The organism is Rhodococcus sp. T9N (assembly GCF_024436645.1).
Classification (GTDB): domain Bacteria; phylum Actinomycetota; class Actinomycetes; order Mycobacteriales; family Mycobacteriaceae; genus Rhodococcus_F; species Rhodococcus_F qingshengii.
On record NZ_JAMSKS010000018.1, the window covers coordinates 48,284 to 66,715 of the forward strand.

Here is an 18,432-nt window from a genome sequence, read left to right on the forward strand (position 1 = left end):
GGCTACAGCAGCTTCGACAGGAAAGCCTTGGTCCGGTCGTGCTGAGGATTGGCCAGGAGTTCCCGCGGCTCGCCTGCCTCGACCACAACTCCCCCGTCCATGAAGACCAACTGGTCGGCGACCTCGCGGGCGAAACCCATCTCGTGGGTGACGACCACCATCGTCATGCCTTCTTTGGCCAACTGCTTCATCACGGTGAGAACTTCACCGACCAGTTCGGGGTCGAGCGCGGACGTCGGCTCGTCGAACAGCATGAGCTTCGGGTCCATCGCGAGAGCGCGGGCGATGGCAACTCTTTGCTGCTGACCACCCGACAACTGGGCCGGGTAGGCGTTGGCTTTGGCGCTCAACCCGACCTGATCGAGGAGGTCCTTCGCTCGTTCGACAGCCTTCTTCTTACTGACGCGCTTCACCTGCGTCGGCGCTTCGATGATGTTCTCGAGAGCGGTGCGGTGCGGGAACAGATTGAAGTGCTGAAACACCATCCCGATGTCGCGGCGTTGTTTGGCCGCTGCTCGCGGGTGAAGTTCGTACAGTTTTCCGTTCTTCTCCGAGTAGCCCACCAGGTCGCCGTCGACGTACAGTCGGCCGGCGTTGACCTGCTCGAGGTGATTGATGCAGCGCAAGAACGTCGACTTGCCCGACCCGGACGGCCCGACGAGACACAGGACCTGACCGGGGTCGATTTCGAGCGAAATCCCTTTCAGGACCTCCAATGCGCCGAAGTTCTTACAAACTCGGTCTGCTTTCACCATGGGGGTCATTTGCGTTCTCCTCCGGGGGTATCCGGAAGCGTTTCCACTACCGTAGCTTTTCCTTGCGCGTCGGCCAGTGCCTGAAGTTGGCGTGTGGTCAGTGCTCGGGTTGCGCCCTTCGAATAGTGACGCTCGACGTAGTACTGCCCGATCATGAGCAGACTCGTGATTGCGAGGTACCACGTCGCCGCCACCATCAACAGGGGAATCGGCTCGAAGTTGGCGCCCGAGATATCGCGCGCTCGACCGTACAACTCGAAGCTGTAAGGGACCGCCGTCACGAGCGAGGTGGTCTTGAGCATGCTGATGACCTCGTTACCGGTCGGCGGAATGATGACGCGCATCGCCTGCGGTAGAACGGTTCGTCGCATCGTCTGACTCCACGTCATACCCAATGCAACAGATGCTTCGGTCTGGCCCTCGTTGACCGAACTCACGCCGGCGCGGACGATCTCGGCCATGTAGGCGGCCTCGTTCAATGCCAAACCGATCACGGCAAACAGAAACGCTGCCTGCAAGTCCTGGAGATTGATGTGCGCAAACTGATGTACGAAGGGAATACCGAGATCGATGCTCTTGTAAATCGACGGGAACAGGCCCCAGAAGACCAACTGCACGTAGACAGGTGTTCCTCGAAAGATCCACAGATAGCCCCAAGCCGCGGCGCGAAGCACCGGGTTGGGAGAGAGTCGCATGACTGCCAGAATCACACCGAGGACGATCGCGATCACCATTGCCAGCACCGTCAGCTGGATCGTTGTCCACGCACCAGCGGAGATGCGTTTGTCGAACAGATACTGACCGTAAGTCCCCCATGCAAAGGCTTCGTTGGTCGCCGCGCCGTAAACGAACAGTCCGAAGAGGACCACGACGACGACCGCGGCAATCCAACGACCAGGTCTGCGTAGTGGAATCGCCTTGATCGGCACCGGATCGCCGGTCTCAGTTGTTGTCATGTTCATCAGCTTTCCGCGCCGTTGATCTTGGATACTTCGATGACGCCGGCCTCGACACTCCAGGTCTGCGCGATCTGTTGATAGACACCGTTGTCGATCAGGTACTGCATTGCCTGCTGCAGGGCGGGACCGAGGGCGGAGCCCTTCACGATCGGCCAGCCGTAAGGCGCCGAATCGAAGGGTTCTCCCGCAGCTTCCATCCGGCCCTTGCTCCGTTTGATCGCATAGCCGGTCACTGGTGAATCAGCGGACAGCGCGTCGACTCGACCGAGAATGAGCGCGTTGGCCGCGTCGTCCTGGCTGTCGTACTTGATCTTGTCGATCGGGGGTTTGCCCTCGGCCACGCAGGCCTCGCTCTTGGCAGGCACCTCGTCGATGTCCTCGGTGGTCGTGGTCTGCACCGCCACCCGAAGCCCGCACGCATTGTTCGGATCGACTGGCTTGTCCGGCCGCTGGGCCCACTGGATACCCGCGCTGTAGTACGTGACGAAGTCGACCGTCTTCTCGCGCTCCTTGGAGTCGGTGAACGAAGACATGCCGAGGTCGTAGCTTCCCGACTGAATAGCGGGGATGATCTTGTCAAAGTCGGCTTGGTTGAAGACAGCTTCGACCCCGAGCACGGCGGCAACGGCATTCATCAGGTCGACGTCGAAACCGACGATGTTGCCGTCCGCGTCCTTGAATTCGTTTGGCGCGTAAGGAATGTTGACCCCGACCTGCAGTTTGCCCGAATCCGTGACCTTGGACGGCAGAAGTGCGGCGATCTCGGGCACCTTCTGGACATCAAGTGGCGGCCCTTCCGGAACGAGACCCTCGTTGTTGGTGACACATCCGCCGCACAATGCGACGATCAAGCCCACCAACAGGACTCGCACCACGTTGGCGCGGATACGCCCGCCACTGCTCGAGCCATAACTCACGCCACGTGGCCTTGGTGCCCGTGCGTTTTCATCGACCACGACTCTGCTCTCCACTCGTCGATCGCCGCACTTGCAACGTCCATCCGAAATTCAGTCGAACGGTAGGTTACGGCAGGAGTTCCACCGTCGCCGACTTCGCAAGATTCCGGCCTGTCGTACAAGAATCAGCGACGCAGAGTGTGTGCGTACACGACTTCGGAAAATTCGCTGGTCGATGCCAAACCGCCGAGGTCGGCGGTCGCGATGCCCGACGCGATGGTCGTGCGAACCGCGTCTGAAATGCGGCGTGCTGCCGCAGACAACAACCGATCGCCACGCGCATCACCGAGCCAGTCGAGCATCATTGCACTCGAGAGGAACAGTGCCGTCGGGTTAGCCCGATTCTTCCCGGCGATGTCGGGTGCTGCACCGTGCGCAGCCTGAGCCATGACCTGCGTCTCGGAAGCGTTGATCGACGGCGCGGTTCCGAGTGAACCGGACAGCTCGCCCGCCAGATCCGACAAAATGTCGCCGAACATGTTTTCGGTCACCACGACATCGAAGTCGCCGCCGCGTCGAACCAGGTGCGCCGCCATCGCGTCGACGTGCTCGTCGTCGACGACTACGTGTGGGTACTCCGCAGCGACGGTTCGGCAGGCGTCACGGAACAGGCCGGTGGTCAGTGTGAGGACGTTGGCTTTGTGGACGATCGTGACGTGATTGCGCCGTCGCGACGCCAACGCGAAGGCAGTGCGTGCGATCCGTTCACACGCAGCGCGGGTGAACACACCGACGGCCAGCGCGATGTCGGGCGTCGGCATGAACTCGCCGCTGCCGACTGCCATGTTCCGATCCGCGTACAACCCCTCGGTGTTCTCGCGGACGATCACCAGATCCATGTCGGGGACCATTGCCTTGACACCGGGGAACGCCGCTGCCGGCCGAATGTTCGCGAACAGCTCGAACTTCTTCCGGATGACGCCGCCGGGTGTGAGTTGTCCGCGAAACCTCTCCGGATAGGACGCACTGTCGTGGGGTCCGAGAATCCAACCCTGCAGCTGCCCCAACCCATCGATGGTCTCGTCGGGAATCGGCGTGCCGTGGCTGTCGATGGCCGTACTCCCGAGCGGAAGCTCGACCCACTCGACGGGCGGAGCATGAACCGCTGACAACGCCGCATCCACGATCTGCCGTGTCGCCGGGACGATTTCGTGGCCGATTCCGTCGCCGTGCATGAGCCCCAGCCGCATGGCCGAAGTACCGATTGCGCTCGCACCTGTCATCAGGCAATCATTGCTCACCATGGTCCAGTCGGTGGAATTGCTCCTCGATCCAGTGAGTGAGTCGGCAGTGCGTGCACAATGGCAGCTACTCGCCGACGCCGGTTTACCGAGTCAGGCCTCTCATCACAGCCCGTCCAACCGTCCGCACATCACGCTGTTCGTCGCCCGTGAGATCCCCGCGGAGATCGACGAACTGTTGAAGCGGCGCTTCTCGGCCCCGGACTTCGAGGTCCGACTCGGTGGCTACGTCGTGTTCGGCGGCAAGCAGATGGTCTTGGCGCGCTCGGTCATTCCTTCGCGCGCACTCCTTCACCTGCACCGAGAAATAGCCGAGTCAACAGTTGGCTCGACGGCACTTCCCGCCCACGTCGAGCCCGGCGCGTGGACGCCTCATGTAACGCTCGCCCGACGCGTCGAACCTGCACGTCTGGGTGAAGCCATCGCCCTGCTGGGCACCGACGTGATTCACGGGCGCAGCGGCGCGATCAGGCGCTGGGACGGCGAACAGAAGACGGAATGGTTACTGACGCCGCCGCTGTGACAGAGCGGGTTGCACGTCGGGTCACCAGGATTCCCGCGATCACCGCGAGTGCACCAACCGGCTGATTCCAGCCAACGCTTTCGTTCAAGACTATTGCGCCGAGAGCGACGCCCACCACTGGACTGAGATAAGTGACGGTGGACGCCGCAGTCGGCCCCCACCCCTGAACGACATTGGTGTTCCAGATGAATGCGAGCCCGGTCCCCAGTGCGCCCAGAGCGATCATCGACAGGACAACTGCCGGCGTCAGGTGCATCGGTGTATTCGCGATGACCGGTGAGGCCAGAACCATCACGAATGCACCGATACTGATCTGCAATAACGCGACCGTGCGGGTGTCGACGCCGAGAGGAAGCACGAAACGTCTGAGGTAGACAAACGAAATCCCGTACGAGGCAGTCGCTCCCAGGCAAGCGACCTGAGAACTGACACTTCCGCCGACGCCGAGATTCCACGGCGCCAATACGATCAGCACCCCACCGAATCCGAGAAGCAACCCCAGCGATTTGTATCGCGTCAGCGTCTCCCCCGGCAGAAAGGCAAGGGAGACAGCCATAGTCATCAGTGGCGTGGTGGCGTTGTAGATGCTCGCGAGTCCCGAGGACATGTTTTGCTCCGCCCAACTGAACAGCAGCCACGGCACGATGCATTGTGTCGCTGCGAGAAAAGCCATGTGTTTCCAGACGCGAAAGTCCCTCGGTAGGCCGATCCGGCTGACCGCTGACACGAGAACCAGCGCGAGCGCACCGAAGACCAAGCGCCACAGAACTACCTGCGTGAAGGACAGACCTTCGAGCCCGATCTTCATGAAGAGGAAACTGGCTCCCCACACCACCGCAGCTGCGGTGTATTGAAAGGCCAGACTTGCCCTCAAAGGGTGAAGTCTCCGTGCGGACTGACGTCGTGACGAGTGTCGGGCGTTCGGCCGGCAAGAGCTAGTACGTTCAGGACCAGTAGGACCAAGACGCTGACGACGATGATTGCCATGTGTCCAGCCTGACGGAATGTCCCACGTGGCAGTAGTGGCAGAAAAGCCAGACTTGGACGATTTTCTGCCACTTTCCTGTTTTTCTGTCACACTCGAAAGATGCTCGCGAAAGTGGTGGTCCCACTGATGCCGATGACCGAGGCGTTCGAACTCGGCGTGGCATGTGAAGTCTTCGGCTTCGACCGATCCGACGACGGCCTCCCCACGTACGACTTCTCTCTGATCGCCGCAGTTCCGGGTCCGATCCGAACGCGGTTCGGGTACAACATCGATGTTCCGTACAACCTCGATTCTCTCGACGACGCCGATCTCATCGTCGTTTCCGCCGGCGGAACCTACGACGCCGGCGACGCGTACATGTGCTCACCGAGTCCCGACTCGAGTGTCGATCCCCTGTTGGTCAAACTCAACGAGGCCGTAGCCCGGGGCGCCAAGGTGGCGAGTCTGTGCACCGGAGCGTTTGTCCTCGGGGCGGCTGGACTACTGGACGGAAGGCGATGCACGACGCATTGGCGGCATGCAGAGAGGCTTGCCCAGACGTATCCGGAAGCCAAGGTCGATCCGGACGTGTTGTACGTGGACGAAGATCCGGTGTTCACCAGCGCAGGCACCGCGGCAGGAATTGACCTGTGCCTGCACATCGTCCGAAAAGAACAGGGTTCTCGCGTTGCCAATGGCATCGCGAGAAGGATGGTGGTGCCGCCCCATCGTGACGGTGGGCAAGCCCAGTACGTTGCCACTCCCCTCGCCTCGACGCCGAGTGCAACCCTTGCCCCGCTCCTCGACTGGATGACGGAGAACCTCGCCCTCGACCTCACTGTGGGCATGGTCGCAGCCCGCGCGAACATGTCCGCGCGCACGTTCGCGCGCCGTTTCCAAGCGGAAACGGGAACAACCCCCGCCCGCTGGCTCAGCGATCAGCGAGTACTGGCCGCCCAACATCTCCTCGAGAATTCCGACCTCTCCGTCGACGTCATCGCAGAACGCGTCGGATTCGGCGGCGGTGCCGTGCTTCGCCAGCACTTCATTCGTCTGCGTTGCACCACGCCGCAGGCCTACCGCCGGACGTTTCGGGCGACCGAGAACGCAAGCTGAAATCGGCTCAGGGAAGAATCAGCGGTTCCGGGGCGTTGCACACACCAACAGCCCGCACAATGGAAAGGACCCCTGTGGCCACCCAGACACTCACCCAGCAGAACTTCGACGAAACGATCAACGGCAGCGACGTCGTCCTCGTGGACTTCTGGGCCTCCTGGTGCGGCCCGTGCCGCCAGTTCGCACCGACGTTCGAAGCCTCTTCGGAGAAGCATGCCGACGTCGTTCACGCCAAGGTCGACACCGAGGCCGAGCAGGGAATCGCAGCGGCCGCCAACATCCGCTCCATCCCCACGATCATGGCCTTCCGCGAAGGCGTACTCGTGTTCAACCAGGCCGGCGCGCTTCCCGCCGCTCAGCTCGAGGAGCTCGTCACTCAGGTCAAGGCACTCGACATGGACGAGGTCCGCAAGCAGATCGCAGAGCAGACCGCATCTGCTGAATAGCGTGAAAAGGCTGGGCCGGAATCGAAGTCGATTCCGGCCCAGCCTTTTTCGTTGCTGCCTAGTGAGCCGCGCTGTCCCAGCTTCGACCGGTTCCCACCGAAACATCCAGAGGTACCGACAGCTCGATGGCTGTGGCCATCTTGTCCTTGACCAGCGCGGTGACCTCCTCCAACTCGGAGGCAACCACTTCGAGCACCAATTCGTCGTGCACCTGCAACAGCATGCGCGACTTCAATCCGGCGTCAGCGAGAGCCTTCTGCACGTTGATCATCGCCACCTTGATGATGTCGGCCGCAGTGCCCTGGATCGGCGCATTGAGGGCAGCACGTTCGGCAACCTCACGACGCTGACGGTTGTCGCTGTTGAGGTCCGGCAGGTAGCGACGACGACCGTAGAGCGTCGAGGTGTAGCCGTCCTTACGTGCCTGCTCGACCACCGCGTGGAGGTAATCCCGCACGCCGCCGAAACGAGCGAAGTACGCATCCATCTGCTGCTTCGCTTCTTCGGTCGAAATCTTCAGCTGCGACGCCAATCCGTAGGCACTGAGCCCGTAGGCCAGACCGTAGGACATCGCCTTGACCCGGCGCCGCAGTTCTGGAGTCACCTCTTCGATCGGTACACCGAATGCGCGCGAGCCGACAAAGCTGTGCAGGTCCTCACCGGTGTTGAATGCCTCGATCAGTCCCTCGTCGCCTGATACGTGCGCCATGATGCGCATTTCGATCTGGCTGTAGTCGGCAGTGAGTAGAACGTCGAACCCTTGCCCGACTACGAATCCGTCGCGAATCTCGCGCCCCGCGTCGTTTCGCACCGGGATGTTCTGCAAGTTCGGATCGGTCGACGACAGACGTCCGGTCGCGGCAACCGTCTGGTTGAACGTCGTGTGAATGCGTCCGTCTTCGGCTACGGCCTTGAGAAGACCGTCGACGGTCACCTTCATACGCGTCGCATCACGGTGCGCGAGAAGGTGTTCGAGGAACGGGTGTCCTGTCTTGTCGAACAGACCCTGCAACGCCTCGGCGTCGGTGGTGTAGCCCGTCTTCGTCTTCTTCGTCTTGGGCATGTCGAGTTCTTCGAACAAGACCACCTGCAGCTGCTTCGGCGAACCCAGGTTGATCTGCTTGTCGATCACCTCGTAGGCCGAGTTTGCTGCGTCGGCGACCTGGGAGGCGAAACGGCTCTGAAGATCGTGCAGATGCGCGCTGTCGACGGCGATGCCGGTGGCCTCGATCTGAGCGAGCTCGATCGTCAACGGCAGTTCCATGTCGGAGAGGAGCGACTTGGATTCGATCGACTCCAACTCGGTGTCCAGTGCAGCTGCCAAGTCGAGAACGGCCTGAGCGCTGAGCATCGCGGTCTCGGCCGCTTCGGCATCGAGCTGCTCGGTGTCGTCGAGCAGTGAAAGCTGTTCCTGGCCGGATGTTTCGGCGCGCAGTTCACGCTTGAGGTAGCGGAGCGAGAGGTCGTCGAGATTGAAGCTGCGCTGGCCCGGCCGGACGAGGTACGCGGCCAGAGCAGTGTCGCTGGTCAGTCCACCGAGCGTCCAACCACGCCCACGCAGAGCATGGATCGCCCACTTGGCTTCGTGCAGCGCCTTCGGCTGCGATGCGTCGGCGAGCCAATCACCGAGAGCTGCTTCGTCTTCCGGTGTTGCCGTCGACGCCGCGATGTATGCACATTCACCGTCGGAGGCCGCGATCGCGAGTGCAGTGACGTCGCCGGCGAACGGAGTTCTGGTTCCGAGCACCGTCACGCCGTGACGCTCACCGGTTCGTGCGTGGGCGTCGAGCCACGCGGCAACCGCACCCGGGGCGAGTGCGTCGCCGCTGACCTCGAACCCTTCCTCTGCTTCGGGCTCGGACGACGACAGGGTCGCGAACAGTCGATCGCGGAGAACCTTGAACTCGAGATCGTCGAACAACGCATGAATCTTCTCGCGGTCCCACGGGGCCAACACCAACTGCTCGGGCGTGTACGGCAAGGGAACGTCGCGAACCATTTCGGTGAGCTGACGATTGAGCAGGACGTTCGCGAGGTTCTCCCGCAGTGAGTCGCCCACCTTGCCGCGGACCTTGTCCACGTTGTCGACCAGTCCCTGCAGGTCGCCGTACTCACGGATCCACTTGGTGGCGGTCTTCTCGCCGACGCCGGGGATGCCGGGGAGGTTGTCACTCGGGTCGCCGCGCAGTGCAGCAAAATCGGGATACTGCGCCGGGCTGAGGCTGTACTTCTCCTCTACGGCCGTCGGCGTGAATCGGGTGAGCTCCGAGACACCCTTCTTCGGGTAGAGCACAGTGACGTTGTCGGTCACCAGTTGCAGCGAGTCACGGTCACCGGTCACGACGAGAACCCGGTATCCGAGGGCCTCCGCCTGCGTGGTCAAGGTGGCGATCACGTCGTCGGCTTCGAAACCTTCCTCGGCCATGACCGGGATGCCCAGCGCGCCGAGAACGTCCTTGGTGATGTCGATCTGACCCTTGAATTCGTCCGGAGCCTTCGCGCGCTGCGCCTTGTATTCGGGGAACAGGTCGGCGCGAAACGTCTGACGCGACACGTCGAAGGCCGCGGCCAGGTGGGTGGGCTGCTCGTCACGAAGAAGGTTGATCAACATCGACGTGAAGCCGTACACCGCGTTGGTGGCCTGCCCACTGTGTGTCTTGAAGTTCTCTGCAGGCAGCGCGTAGAAGGCGCGAAACGCCAACGAATGCCCGTCGAGAAGCATCAAGAGAGGGCGATCGTCCGCCTTGCCGGTGGTGCCGGCTGGAGCGGTGGACGTGCTGGACCGAGTTGTGGTTGCGGGGCTCACGGTTCATCAGTCTAGGGATCGCGACCGACATCGACGCCTTCGCCGTTGTTTACGCAGGAACAGACACAAGAATCGGACAATTGATGCAGCCTTCGGCCTTCGATACGGAACCGAAACATCCCGGAAATCTCAGAACCCCATCTGAAGCGAACGGAGCCGTTAGAGTCCGGAAATCGCAGCAGCGAAACAATCCCTCTGCTGCGCGGCACTTTGTCCAGACGCGCTATTCCCGACCCGCTCGGAGGACGTACGTGGCCCCACCCGTAGTGAAACGGCAGACCCTCGCGACACTCAGCCGACTACTGGCCTTTGCATTACTGACGTTCTTCGCATTACTCAGCCTGGCCGGAACTGCTTCGGCTCAGGAACCGACCACTTCCCCTACACCGCCGACCCCGACAGCATCCGCAACACCGACAGCACCGGTTCCCGACAACGCTGTCCCCGTCAGCGGCAATCTCAACAACGGCGGCACACGCCTCGAGGGCGTCACCGTCCGTGCGCTCGATTCTTCCGGCACGGAAGTCGCCACCGGAGAATCGGCATCGAACGGCCGTTGGGAACTGGCCGTGGCACCGGGCACCTACACCTTCGAGATCGTTGCCGACACACTTCCCGACGGGGTCAGTGTGCAAGCCGCTGTCGAACGCGAGGTGGTGGCCGGCCGCGCGAACACCGTGATCTTCTCGTTCGGCGAGGTGCGTACCGCCTCGAATGTCAGCTTCGGCGAGAAGCTGATCCGCACGACGGTCGACGGTCTGCGGTTCGGCCTCGTGATCGCGATCGCCGGTGTGGGTTTGAGCCTGATCTACGGCACCACTGGCCTGACCAACTTCGCTCACGGCGAGATGGTGACCTTGGGAGCCGTTGCTGCCTGGGTGATCAACACGTCCTTCGGCGTTCCGCTGATTCCCGCCACGATCCTCGCGATCTTCGTCGGCATCGGCATCGGCCTGCTGACCAACGGAATCGTCTGGAAACCACTGCGTAAGCGCAAGACCGGGTTGATCGCGCAATTGGTGGTCTCGATCGGTCTCGCGATTTCATTGCGTTACTTGATCCTGATCTTCTTCTCCGACCGCGCAGAACCGTTCGACGACTACCAGGGCCAGGTCGAGAAGAACTGGGGCCCGATCGCACTGACCGACGCCAACGCGATAGTCATGATCGTCAGTCTGGTCGTCCTGGTCGGCGTCGCACTGCTTCTGCAGAAGACTCGCATCGGAAAGGCCATGCGTGCCGTCTCCGACAATCGTGACCTCGCCGCTTCGTCCGGAATCAACGTCGAGCGCGTGATCATGTTCGTCTGGGGTCTCGGCGGCGGATTGGCCGCCCTCGGCGGTGTGCTGTTCGGCATCTCCGAACTCGGCGGACGCGTCCAGTGGGAAATGGGATTCAAACTGTTGCTGCTCATGTTCGCCGGAATCACCCTCGGTGGTCTGGGAACCGCGTACGGGGCGCTACTCGGCTGCGTCATCGTCGGACTTCTGGTCCAACTCTCGACGCTCATCATCAACCCAGACCTCAAATACATCGGCGGACTTCTCGTCTTGATCGTGATCCTCGTGGTTCGCCCCCAGGGCATCCTCGGATCCAGACAAAGGATCGGGTGACGAATATGGACATCATGGGAGCTTTCCAGGTTTCCTTCGCCCAGCTGATCGGGCCGTCGGCAATCTTCTACGCACTGTTGGCAATCGGGTTGAACCTGCACTTCGGCTACGCCGGGCTGCTCAATTTCGGTCAGATCGGTTTTGCCCTTCTCGGCGGCTACGGCGTCGGCATCATGACCGTGACCTACGACCAGCCGCTCTGGCTCGGCATCCTCGTCGGACTCACCGCAGCCGGGCTCCTCGCGCTCGTGCTCGGTATCCCGACGCTGCGTCTGCGCGCCGACTATCTCGCCATCGTGACCATCGCGGCCTCGGAGATCTTGCGTCTGATCTTCCGCTCGACCGCGTCGGATTCGGTGACCGGTTCCACCAATGGCCTGTTCGGTTTCGCAGACCCGTTCACCGCACTGAGCCCCTTCGACTCGGCCAAGCAGTACTCATTTCTCGGCGTGAAGTTCTACGGAGACGACCTCTGGTCGATGGTCGTGGGGTGGACGCTGGTCTTGATCTTGTGCGGATTTGTCTACCTGTTGACGCACAGCCCGTGGGGGCGCGTCCTCAAGGCGGTACGCGAAGACGAGGACGCAGCGCGATCGTTGGGCAAGAACGTGTTCGTGTACAAGATGCAGGCGCTGGTTCTCGGCGGCGTGATCGGTGGTCTGGCCGGAGTGTTCAACGCTTTGCAGACCAAGTCCATCAACCCGGACTTCTACTCGACCGCGCAGACGTTCTTCGCGTTCGGCGCACTGATTCTGGGCGGGGCGGCAACGGTATTCGGCCCGGTGGTCGGCGCAATGTTGTTCTGGTTCCTCCTCGCCATCCCTGATGCCTTGCTGCGTCAGGCGATCTCCGGCGAGAATCCGCTGCTCTCGCTGACCGAACAACAGGTCGGAGCCACCAGGTATGTCCTGCTCGGATTGATGATTGCTCTCCTGATGGTCTTCAGACCGCAGGGAATACTGGGTAACAAGCGGGAGGTGCAACTCAATGCTTGACGCCGATACCAGAGCACAGATCTTTGCCGACGTTCCTCACCTTCCCGGATCGGCGAAACCCGATCCGGTGTTGGTCGCTGACAACGTCTCGCGGACGTTCGGCGGTCTCAAGGCCGTCGACGTCGATCACCTCGAGATTCAACGAGGGTGCATCACGGGTCTGATCGGTCCAAACGGTGCCGGAAAAACGACGCTCTTCAACCTCCTTACCGGATTCGACCGGCCGGACACCGGTACGTGGTCGATGGACGGTCAATCGCTGGGCCGCATGTATCCCCACCAGGTAGCCAGGAAAGGAGTGGTACGGACGTTCCAGTTGACCAAGGCGCTCTCCAAACTCACCGTGCTGGACAACGTACGTCTCGGTGCCACCGGCCAACGTGGTGAACGCATTTTTGCATCTCTCGTCCCGTGGATCTGGAAAGGCCAGGAACGCGAGATCACCGAACGCGCCAACGAACTCCTCGCACGATTCAAACTCGACACCAAGGCCGACGACCTCGCCGGTTCACTCTCCGGTGGGCAGCGCAAACTGCTCGAAATGGCTCGCGCACTCATGACCTCGCCCTCGGTGGTGATGCTGGACGAACCGATGGCGGGGGTCAATCCTGCTCTGACGCAAAGCCTGCTCGGACACATCAAGTCATTGCGCGACGACGGAATGACAGTGGTGTTCGTCGAGCACGACATGGACGTGATCCGAGACATCAGCGATTGGGTGGTGGTCATGGCGCAGGGCAGCGTCATCGCCGAATCCACCCCGGACGAACTCTCGTCCAACGCAGCCGTCGTCGACGCATATCTGGGCAGCCACCATGACCAGGCCCTCGAGTTCGACGACAACGGAAATCCGGTGGGCGAGACGGCCGTTCTGGCCGCCGCCCTGGCTGAAGCCGAGGTCGAAACCCTCGAGTCGGGCGGGGACCTGTCGGAACCCGACGTCGACAACCTTCCGGCCGATCTCGCCGCGACGCTGGAATCGAGTCCCGAGGAACCGCGCGGAAGGCACGAGAAGCCATGAGCGAGAACCACGCACGTTCACTCACGCCTGCAGAGTTCGCCGCGACGGCCGAGGAGCATCAGCGACTGTCGGCAGGTGCCCTGCTCCGCGCCGACAGCCTCGTCGCGGGCTACATTCCCGGCGTCAACATCCTGCGTGAATGCAACTTCTTCCTGAAGGAAGGGGAAATCGTCGGGATCATCGGACCGAACGGCGCAGGCAAATCGACACTCCTGAAATCACTGTTCGGACTGATACCGGTACGCGAAGGGTCGGTCACCCTACGCGAGGACAACATCACGTCTGCGCCCGCTCACGTCCTCGTTCAGAAGGGAGTCGGGTACGTCCCTCAAACGCAGAACGTCTTTCAGACTCTGACCATCGAAGAAAACCTCGAAATGGGCATTTATCTGCGTCCCAAGGCATTCGCGGAACGATTCGCCTTCGTGAGTGAACTGTTCCCCCTTCTGAGTGAACGACGAAAGGTGAAGGCCGGCGCACTCTCCGGCGGCGAACGCCAGATGGTCGCGATGGGCCGGGCCCTGATGATGGATCCGTCGGTGCTGCTGCTCGACGAACCGTCCGCGGGCCTGTCCCCCATGTTCCAGGACGAGGTGTTCATCCGCTGCAAGAAGATCAATGCTACCGGTGTCTCGGTCATCATGGTCGAGCAGAACGCGCGCCGCTGCCTTCAGATCTGCGACCGCGGTTACGTACTCGATCAGGGTAAGAACGCGTACACCGACACCGGCGCCAATCTGATGAACGACCCCAAGGTGATCGAGTTGTACTTGGGAACGCTCGCTGGAAGCAAAGAGAAGTAGTACAGACACGAGAATGGGCCAGGGTCGCGAGACCCTGGCCCATTCTCCTTGGCTGCTTACTTGCCCACCACCACGAATCCTTCTGTGGTCAGGGTGTTCTCAGGGCCGAACTTGAGCTTTCCGTACGAACCGATGGACGGCTCCCCCGAATCGTTGAAGTCCAACTCACCGGTGATGCCGTCGTAGTCGATGTCGGTTCCCGCCTTCACCAACGGCAGGCACTCGACGTAAGACGTGCACTTGGTGCCGCCTTCGGTGACGCTGTTGATGTTGGCCGCGATGTCGGTACCGGCCGTCGACTTCGCCTGCTCGGCAGCGAGCGCTGAGATCACCACCGCGTCGTATGACTCTCCGGCGTAGTTGAAGTCGATCAGAGAGGGGTTCACAGCCTTCAGACGATCCTGGAAGGCAGCTCCGACGTCCGTCAGGGGCGTCGTTCCCTGCATGGTGTCGAGCAACGGCTTCGCCACGGATTCGCCGAGAGCGTTGCCCATGTTGCCGTCGACGCCGTACATCGCCATTCCGTCCGACGGGCCGATGCCCACTTCGTGCATGCGCGTGATGATCTTCGCCGACTCTTCGAAGCCCACCAGTGCCACTGCATCCGGATTGAAGTTCTTGACTTGATCGACTTCGGAGTTGAACGACTGCGCGTTCGGGTCGTAGATGATCTTCTCGATCTGATCGGAGGGGACACCCGAATCGATCAGATTCTTTTCGATGTTGTCCGCCAGACCCGTCCCGTACGGGTCGTTGAGGGCCATGATCGCTACGCGCTGACCACCGTCGTCCGAAATGAGCTGTGCGACGGCCTGAGCCTGCAGTACGTCCGTCGGAGCGGTGCGGAAGTACATGCCCTTGTCGGGGTAGCAGACGAATTGGTCCGAGGTGTTGGCAGGCGAGAACATCACGACGCCTGCGCTGGCGATCTTGTCGATCACCTTGAGCGAGACCGAAGACGACGCGGCGCCGACGATGACCTGAGTGCCTGCAGCCAATTCGCGGTCGACGGTGGTGTTGGCGGTGTCCGTTGTGGTGTCACCCGAATCGCCGGGAATCAGCTGGACCGGTTGGCCGAGAACGCCTCCGGCTGCATTGACGTCGTTGACTCCCAGCTGGGTGCCCGCGACCATCGGCGGCCCGAGGAACGACAAGCTGCCTGTATCGGGAAGAAGCGTGCCGATACGCAGCGCTTCCGTGGACGGGGTGGCGCCGGCCTTGGCCTGCTCCGGGGTGCAATCAGTCGTGACGGATGTCGTCGCGGCGGAAGCGCCGGACGTAGAGCCACTCGAAGACGAGTCATCCGACTTGTCCGAGCTACAGCCTGCAAGTGCCAGTGATGCCGCGCCGAGAACTGCAGCAGTACGCACAAGTGTTCGTCTAGCCATCCCACGCTCCTAAGATCAGCCGGTGCTCGCGCCACCCGAACTGGCGCTCGCTGTGGGATCAGACGCTAGACCTTGGAACCGTTTCGCGATCCTTCAAGAAAGCCCTGTGACCTGACTGTTATCTGAAGGCGCACAGTGTTTACACGGCTGTAGCGCTGCGCGACGTTTCGACGGTCGACGCAGCCACTCAGTGCAGCCGGATAACCCGGACACTTTGCTCAAGCGTCCGGTTCACCGCCCAGAGTTTCCAGTACGACCTGTGCGACCGCCTTCATCGTGGAGCGCCGATCCATCGCGGCGCGCTGAATCCACTTGAACGCCTCAGGTTCGGTGAGCGCTTGGCGAACCATCAGAACACTCTTGGCTCGCTCGATCAGCTTGCGTGCTTCGAGCCGGTCGGAAAGATCAGCGACCTCACGCTCGAGCGCCGTCACCTCGCGGAAACGACTGACCGCCAATTCGACAGCGGGAACGAGGTCACTGATCGAGAACGGCTTGACCAAGTAAGCCATGGCGCCGGCATCGCGTGCGCGCTCGACCAACTCGCGCTGACTGAACGCTGTGAGAATGACAACAGGAGCGATCCGTTTGGCGGCAATCTCCGAAGCGGCGTCGATGCCGTCTCTCCTGGGCATCTTCACGTCCATGATGACCAGATCAGGCTTGAGCGACTCGGCCAACTCCACCGCAACCTGCCCGTCACCGGCCTCACCGACGACGTCGTAGCCCTCTTCGCGGAGCATCTCGACCAGATCCATGCGGATCAACGCCTCGTCTTCAGCGACGACAACACGACGGGGTGCGAGCTGATTGCCTTGCGGCTGCGGCGAATTCATGGCCACCATCCTCCTCCATCGAACCGCCCCGACACGAGACGCGAACGATTAGAGGGTACCGGTGTTTGACATTGAAATCGCATCTTCTAATGTAGTCATCGCAACAAGCCCTCGTATCCCAATTGGCAGAGGAAACGGATTCAAAACCCGTCCAGTGTGAGTTCGAGTCTCACCGAGGGCACCACCTGCCGCAGCTGGCCGCACCGCAAGGTTTCGGCATTCGGCTGTACCCCAGATCGACCGCCGTTAGATTCGATCCATGAACGGTCACCGGCTGATTGCTCTGCTCGGAGCCATATCGATTCTCGCGCTGCTCACCGGGTGTCAAACAGACGGCCAATCCAATACTGCCGGCGAATCCAGCACTGCCGGCGAATCTTCCACCCAGGCCACGCTCGATGCTGCAACACAGACCGGCACCCTTCAGGTCGGCTCTCCCCCTATCGATGCCCCATCCACCGAGATCTCCATGCCTCCCCCGTTCCCGAACGACACGGAGGTCCCTTCACCGACTCCGCGCGTCGACGTGACCGAGATCGACGTGATCGATCACGATGGTTTCACCCGCATCACCTATCGCTTCGACGGAAGCGGATCTGTGTTCTGGAAAACCGAATACGTCAGTGAAGCAATCCGAGCGGGTGACAGCACAGTCGTGGACGTCGGAAGTCGATCGATACTTCAAGTCGACCTGATGGGAGTCCAATCGGATTCGTCGCTCAACTCCGTATCTCACGAGGGCGAAAACATCACGCGCATAGACAGTGCAGCCAGGAACAGTGCGATCCTGCAGTCGTTTGTCGGCACGGTCGACATCCGTCCGGCATACACCGTATCGACATCCGATTCACCGTCCCAGTTGACGATCGACATCCCCAAGGCAGACAGCTGACTGTCGAATACCCAATTGCGCGCTCAGCTCAGCCATTCCAGCGCAGCGGTGCTCGACGCGGTAATTCGGTTATCGCGGGGCGGATGACTACTCCGTCTCGAAACCGAGGTCTCACAATCGATCCGAGGCGATTGCGGGGTCCGGTTCAACACGACTGTCATGATTCTCACTGCATGCCCGAACGTCCGCTGCTCGAACTGCTGCTGCCAGTGTTTGTTCCAGCAGGACTGCCACCGTCATGGGGCCGACGCCACCCGGCACTGGTGTGATCGCACCGGCATGTGGGAGCGCAGCGGCGTACTCCACATCTCCGACGTTGCCCTCGTTGTACCCCGCATCGATCACCACTGCCCCAGGCTTGATCCACGCCCCTTTGATCAGTTCCGGAACACCGACGGCCGCGATGACGACGTCTGCCGAGGCGACGTGGGCGGCCAGGTCGACGGTGCGCGAATGGCAGTATGTCACCGTTGCGCCTCGACGCAGGAGGAGCATTCCCATCGGCAATCCGAGTATCGGGCTTCGGCCGACCACGACAGCATGCTTTCCGGAGAGTTCGACGCCTGTGGCGTCGAGCAGGCGCAGGATGCCACTCGGCGTACACGATTCGAATCCCCCACCGGTCAACGCCATTGCCGCAAAAGATGCCGAAGTGACGCCGTCAACGTCTTTGTCGGCCGAGATGGCATCGAACGCGGCCCGTTCGTCGATGTGGTCTGGCACCGGGTGTTGCAGCAGTATGCCGTCGATCGAAGGGTCCGCCGACAACGCTCTCAGCACGCCGACCAGTTCTTCGGTGGTTGTACTCACCGGGAGTTCGACCGTCCGCGACGTCATTCCGACGGCGACAGATCGTTTGGCCTTCATCTGTACATACGCCTTCGAGGCCGGGTCCGCTCCCACGATGACGGCGGCCAGGCAAGGAACGTGCCCCGCCTCATCACGAAACTGCCTGGTGCGCACTGACAGGTCCGCGAGCGCACCATCGGCAATTGCGCGTCCGTCGATTATTCGAGCGGGCGCGGTCTGGGTCGACAGATTCTTGGTAGAGACGTTTTCGGTAGGCCGATTCTCGGTAGACATGGATCCCCCTTCACACAAGATGTGTGAAGCAC

The 18,432-nt window shown here is 61.5% G+C and carries 17 protein-coding genes and 1 tRNA gene; 9 read left to right on the forward strand and 9 right to left on the reverse strand.

The window, feature by feature from the left end:
- Window positions 1-2: 2 nt before the first annotated feature.
- From M1L53_RS24925 to M1L53_RS24940, 4 genes are all read right to left on the reverse strand, one after another.
- Entirely contained in the window at window positions 3-764 is a 762-nt protein-coding gene (locus tag M1L53_RS24925; protein WP_019748634.1) for an amino acid ABC transporter ATP-binding protein, read from the reverse strand.
- Window positions 761-1,717 carry an amino acid ABC transporter permease gene (locus M1L53_RS24930; RefSeq protein WP_019748635.1) on the reverse strand — a complete coding sequence of 319 codons (957 nt, stop codon included), beginning with the start codon at window positions 1,715-1,717 and terminating at the stop codon, window positions 761-763. Before M1L53_RS24930 ends, M1L53_RS24925 begins: the two co-directional genes overlap by 4 nt.
- Window positions 1,717-2,589, reverse strand: coding sequence for an ABC transporter substrate-binding protein (locus M1L53_RS24935; protein ID WP_024487476.1), 873 nt, complete (start codon window positions 2,587-2,589; stop codon window positions 1,717-1,719). Before M1L53_RS24935 ends, M1L53_RS24930 begins: the two co-directional genes overlap by 1 nt.
- Window positions 2,590-2,795: 206 nt before the next feature.
- Complete coding sequence (locus M1L53_RS24940) at window positions 2,796-3,893, reverse strand: isocitrate/isopropylmalate dehydrogenase family protein (protein ID WP_039972997.1); 1,098 nt, start codon at window positions 3,891-3,893, stop codon at window positions 2,796-2,798.
- Here M1L53_RS24940 and M1L53_RS24945 point away from each other — a divergent pair.
- On the forward strand, window positions 3,859-4,434 hold the full coding sequence (locus M1L53_RS24945; RefSeq protein ID WP_185744459.1) for a 2'-5' RNA ligase family protein: 576 nt from the start codon (window positions 3,859-3,861) through the stop codon (window positions 4,432-4,434). The genes M1L53_RS24940 and M1L53_RS24945 overlap by 35 nt on opposite strands.
- Here the strand turns inward: M1L53_RS24945 and M1L53_RS24950 are convergent.
- Window positions 4,379-5,308, reverse strand: a complete 930-nt coding sequence (locus tag M1L53_RS24950; RefSeq protein ID WP_054187415.1) for a DMT family transporter — start codon at window positions 5,306-5,308, stop codon at window positions 4,379-4,381. The genes M1L53_RS24945 and M1L53_RS24950 overlap by 56 nt on opposite strands.
- Window positions 5,309-5,521: 213 nt before the next feature.
- Between M1L53_RS24950 and M1L53_RS24955 the strand changes: the two genes are divergently transcribed.
- Together M1L53_RS24955 and trxA are read left to right on the forward strand one after the other, a co-directional pair.
- A complete protein-coding gene (locus M1L53_RS24955) occupies window positions 5,522-6,517 on the forward strand; it encodes a helix-turn-helix domain-containing protein (protein ID WP_003944097.1) in 996 nt (331 codons plus the stop codon).
- Between the two features lie 74 nt (window positions 6,518-6,591).
- Window positions 6,592-6,963: a thioredoxin gene (gene trxA / locus M1L53_RS24960; protein WP_003944106.1), complete on the forward strand. Its 372-nt coding sequence runs from the start codon at window positions 6,592-6,594 to the stop codon at window positions 6,961-6,963.
- A 58-nt stretch (window positions 6,964-7,021) separates the two neighbouring features.
- Here the strand turns inward: trxA and polA are convergent, their stop codons facing one another.
- Window positions 7,022-9,769 (reverse strand): DNA polymerase I, encoded by a 2,748-nt coding sequence (gene polA, locus M1L53_RS24965; protein ID WP_007728727.1) that lies wholly within the window; start codon window positions 9,767-9,769, stop codon window positions 7,022-7,024.
- A gap of 302 nt (window positions 9,770-10,071) precedes the next feature.
- Here polA and M1L53_RS24970 point away from each other — a divergent pair, with 302 nt between their 5' ends.
- From M1L53_RS24970 to M1L53_RS24985, 4 genes are read left to right on the forward strand one after another with little or no spacing between them, the layout of a single operon-like run.
- A complete protein-coding gene (locus M1L53_RS24970; RefSeq protein ID WP_037120375.1) occupies window positions 10,072-11,382 on the forward strand; it encodes a branched-chain amino acid ABC transporter permease in 1,311 nt (436 codons plus the stop codon).
- A gap of 5 nt (window positions 11,383-11,387) precedes the next feature.
- Entirely contained in the window at window positions 11,388-12,377 is a 990-nt protein-coding gene (locus M1L53_RS24975) for a branched-chain amino acid ABC transporter permease (RefSeq protein ID WP_003944088.1), read from the forward strand.
- Window positions 12,370-13,398, forward strand: coding sequence for an ABC transporter ATP-binding protein (locus M1L53_RS24980; RefSeq protein WP_054187416.1), 1,029 nt, complete (start codon window positions 12,370-12,372; stop codon window positions 13,396-13,398). The genes M1L53_RS24975 and M1L53_RS24980 overlap by 8 nt, the downstream gene beginning before the upstream one ends.
- Window positions 13,395-14,201: an ABC transporter ATP-binding protein gene (locus M1L53_RS24985; RefSeq protein ID WP_054187417.1), complete on the forward strand. Its 807-nt coding sequence runs from the start codon at window positions 13,395-13,397 to the stop codon at window positions 14,199-14,201. Before M1L53_RS24980 ends, M1L53_RS24985 begins: the two co-directional genes overlap by 4 nt.
- 56 nt (window positions 14,202-14,257) lie before the next feature.
- Here M1L53_RS24985 and M1L53_RS24990 read toward each other — a convergent pair whose 3' ends face one another.
- Together M1L53_RS24990 and M1L53_RS24995 are read right to left on the reverse strand one after the other, a co-directional pair.
- Window positions 14,258-15,589 carry an ABC transporter substrate-binding protein gene (locus M1L53_RS24990; protein WP_003944031.1) on the reverse strand — a complete coding sequence of 444 codons (1,332 nt, stop codon included), beginning with the start codon at window positions 15,587-15,589 and terminating at the stop codon, window positions 14,258-14,260.
- Window positions 15,590-15,807: 218 nt separating this feature from the next.
- Window positions 15,808-16,425, reverse strand: a complete 618-nt coding sequence (locus M1L53_RS24995; protein ID WP_003944029.1) for an ANTAR domain-containing response regulator — start codon at window positions 16,423-16,425, stop codon at window positions 15,808-15,810.
- Window positions 16,426-16,532: 107 nt separating this feature from the next.
- Here M1L53_RS24995 and M1L53_RS25000 point away from each other — a divergent pair.
- Together M1L53_RS25000 and M1L53_RS25005 are read left to right on the forward strand one after the other, a co-directional pair.
- Window positions 16,533-16,609, forward strand: a tRNA-Leu gene (locus tag M1L53_RS25000).
- A gap of 75 nt (window positions 16,610-16,684) precedes the next feature.
- Window positions 16,685-17,317, forward strand: coding sequence for a hypothetical protein (locus tag M1L53_RS25005; RefSeq protein WP_054187418.1), 633 nt, complete (start codon window positions 16,685-16,687; stop codon window positions 17,315-17,317).
- Window positions 17,318-17,428: 111 nt separating this feature from the next.
- Here M1L53_RS25005 and M1L53_RS25010 read toward each other — a convergent pair whose 3' ends face one another.
- The gene (locus M1L53_RS25010) at window positions 17,429-18,400 is read right to left on the reverse strand and encodes a bifunctional 5,10-methylenetetrahydrofolate dehydrogenase/5,10-methenyltetrahydrofolate cyclohydrolase (RefSeq protein ID WP_054187437.1); all 972 of its coding nucleotides are present in this window, start codon (window positions 18,398-18,400) and stop codon (window positions 17,429-17,431) included.
- Between the last annotated feature and the right edge of the window lie 32 nt (window positions 18,401-18,432).

Bases quoted from the DNA above. Each gene is read 5' to 3' on its own strand.
- M1L53_RS24990 (WP_003944031.1), bottom strand. From the start codon at position 15,589: ATGGCTAGACGAACACTTGTGCGTACTGCTGCAGTTCTCGGCGCGGCA.
- M1L53_RS25010 (WP_054187437.1), bottom strand. From the start codon at position 18,400: ATGTCTACCGAGAATCGGCCTACCGAAAACGTCTCTACCAAGAATCTG.
- M1L53_RS24985 (WP_054187417.1), top strand. From the start codon at position 13,395: ATGAGCGAGAACCACGCACGTTCACTCACGCCTGCAGAGTTCGCCGCG.
- M1L53_RS24930 (WP_019748635.1), bottom strand. From the start codon at position 1,717: ATGAACATGACAACAACTGAGACCGGCGATCCGGTGCCGATCAAGGCG.
- M1L53_RS24945 (WP_185744459.1), top strand. From the start codon at position 3,859: ATGGCCGAAGTACCGATTGCGCTCGCACCTGTCATCAGGCAATCATTG.
- M1L53_RS24955 (WP_003944097.1), top strand. From the start codon at position 5,522: ATGCTCGCGAAAGTGGTGGTCCCACTGATGCCGATGACCGAGGCGTTC.
- M1L53_RS24925 (WP_019748634.1), bottom strand. From the start codon at position 764: ATGACCCCCATGGTGAAAGCAGACCGAGTTTGTAAGAACTTCGGCGCA.
- M1L53_RS24980 (WP_054187416.1), top strand. From the start codon at position 12,370: ATGCTTGACGCCGATACCAGAGCACAGATCTTTGCCGACGTTCCTCAC.
- M1L53_RS24940 (WP_039972997.1), bottom strand. From the start codon at position 3,893: ATGACAGGTGCGAGCGCAATCGGTACTTCGGCCATGCGGCTGGGGCTC.
- M1L53_RS24995 (WP_003944029.1), bottom strand. From the start codon at position 16,425: ATGAATTCGCCGCAGCCGCAAGGCAATCAGCTCGCACCCCGTCGTGTT.
- M1L53_RS25005 (WP_054187418.1), top strand. From the start codon at position 16,685: ATGAACGGTCACCGGCTGATTGCTCTGCTCGGAGCCATATCGATTCTC.
- M1L53_RS24975 (WP_003944088.1), top strand. From the start codon at position 11,388: ATGGACATCATGGGAGCTTTCCAGGTTTCCTTCGCCCAGCTGATCGGG.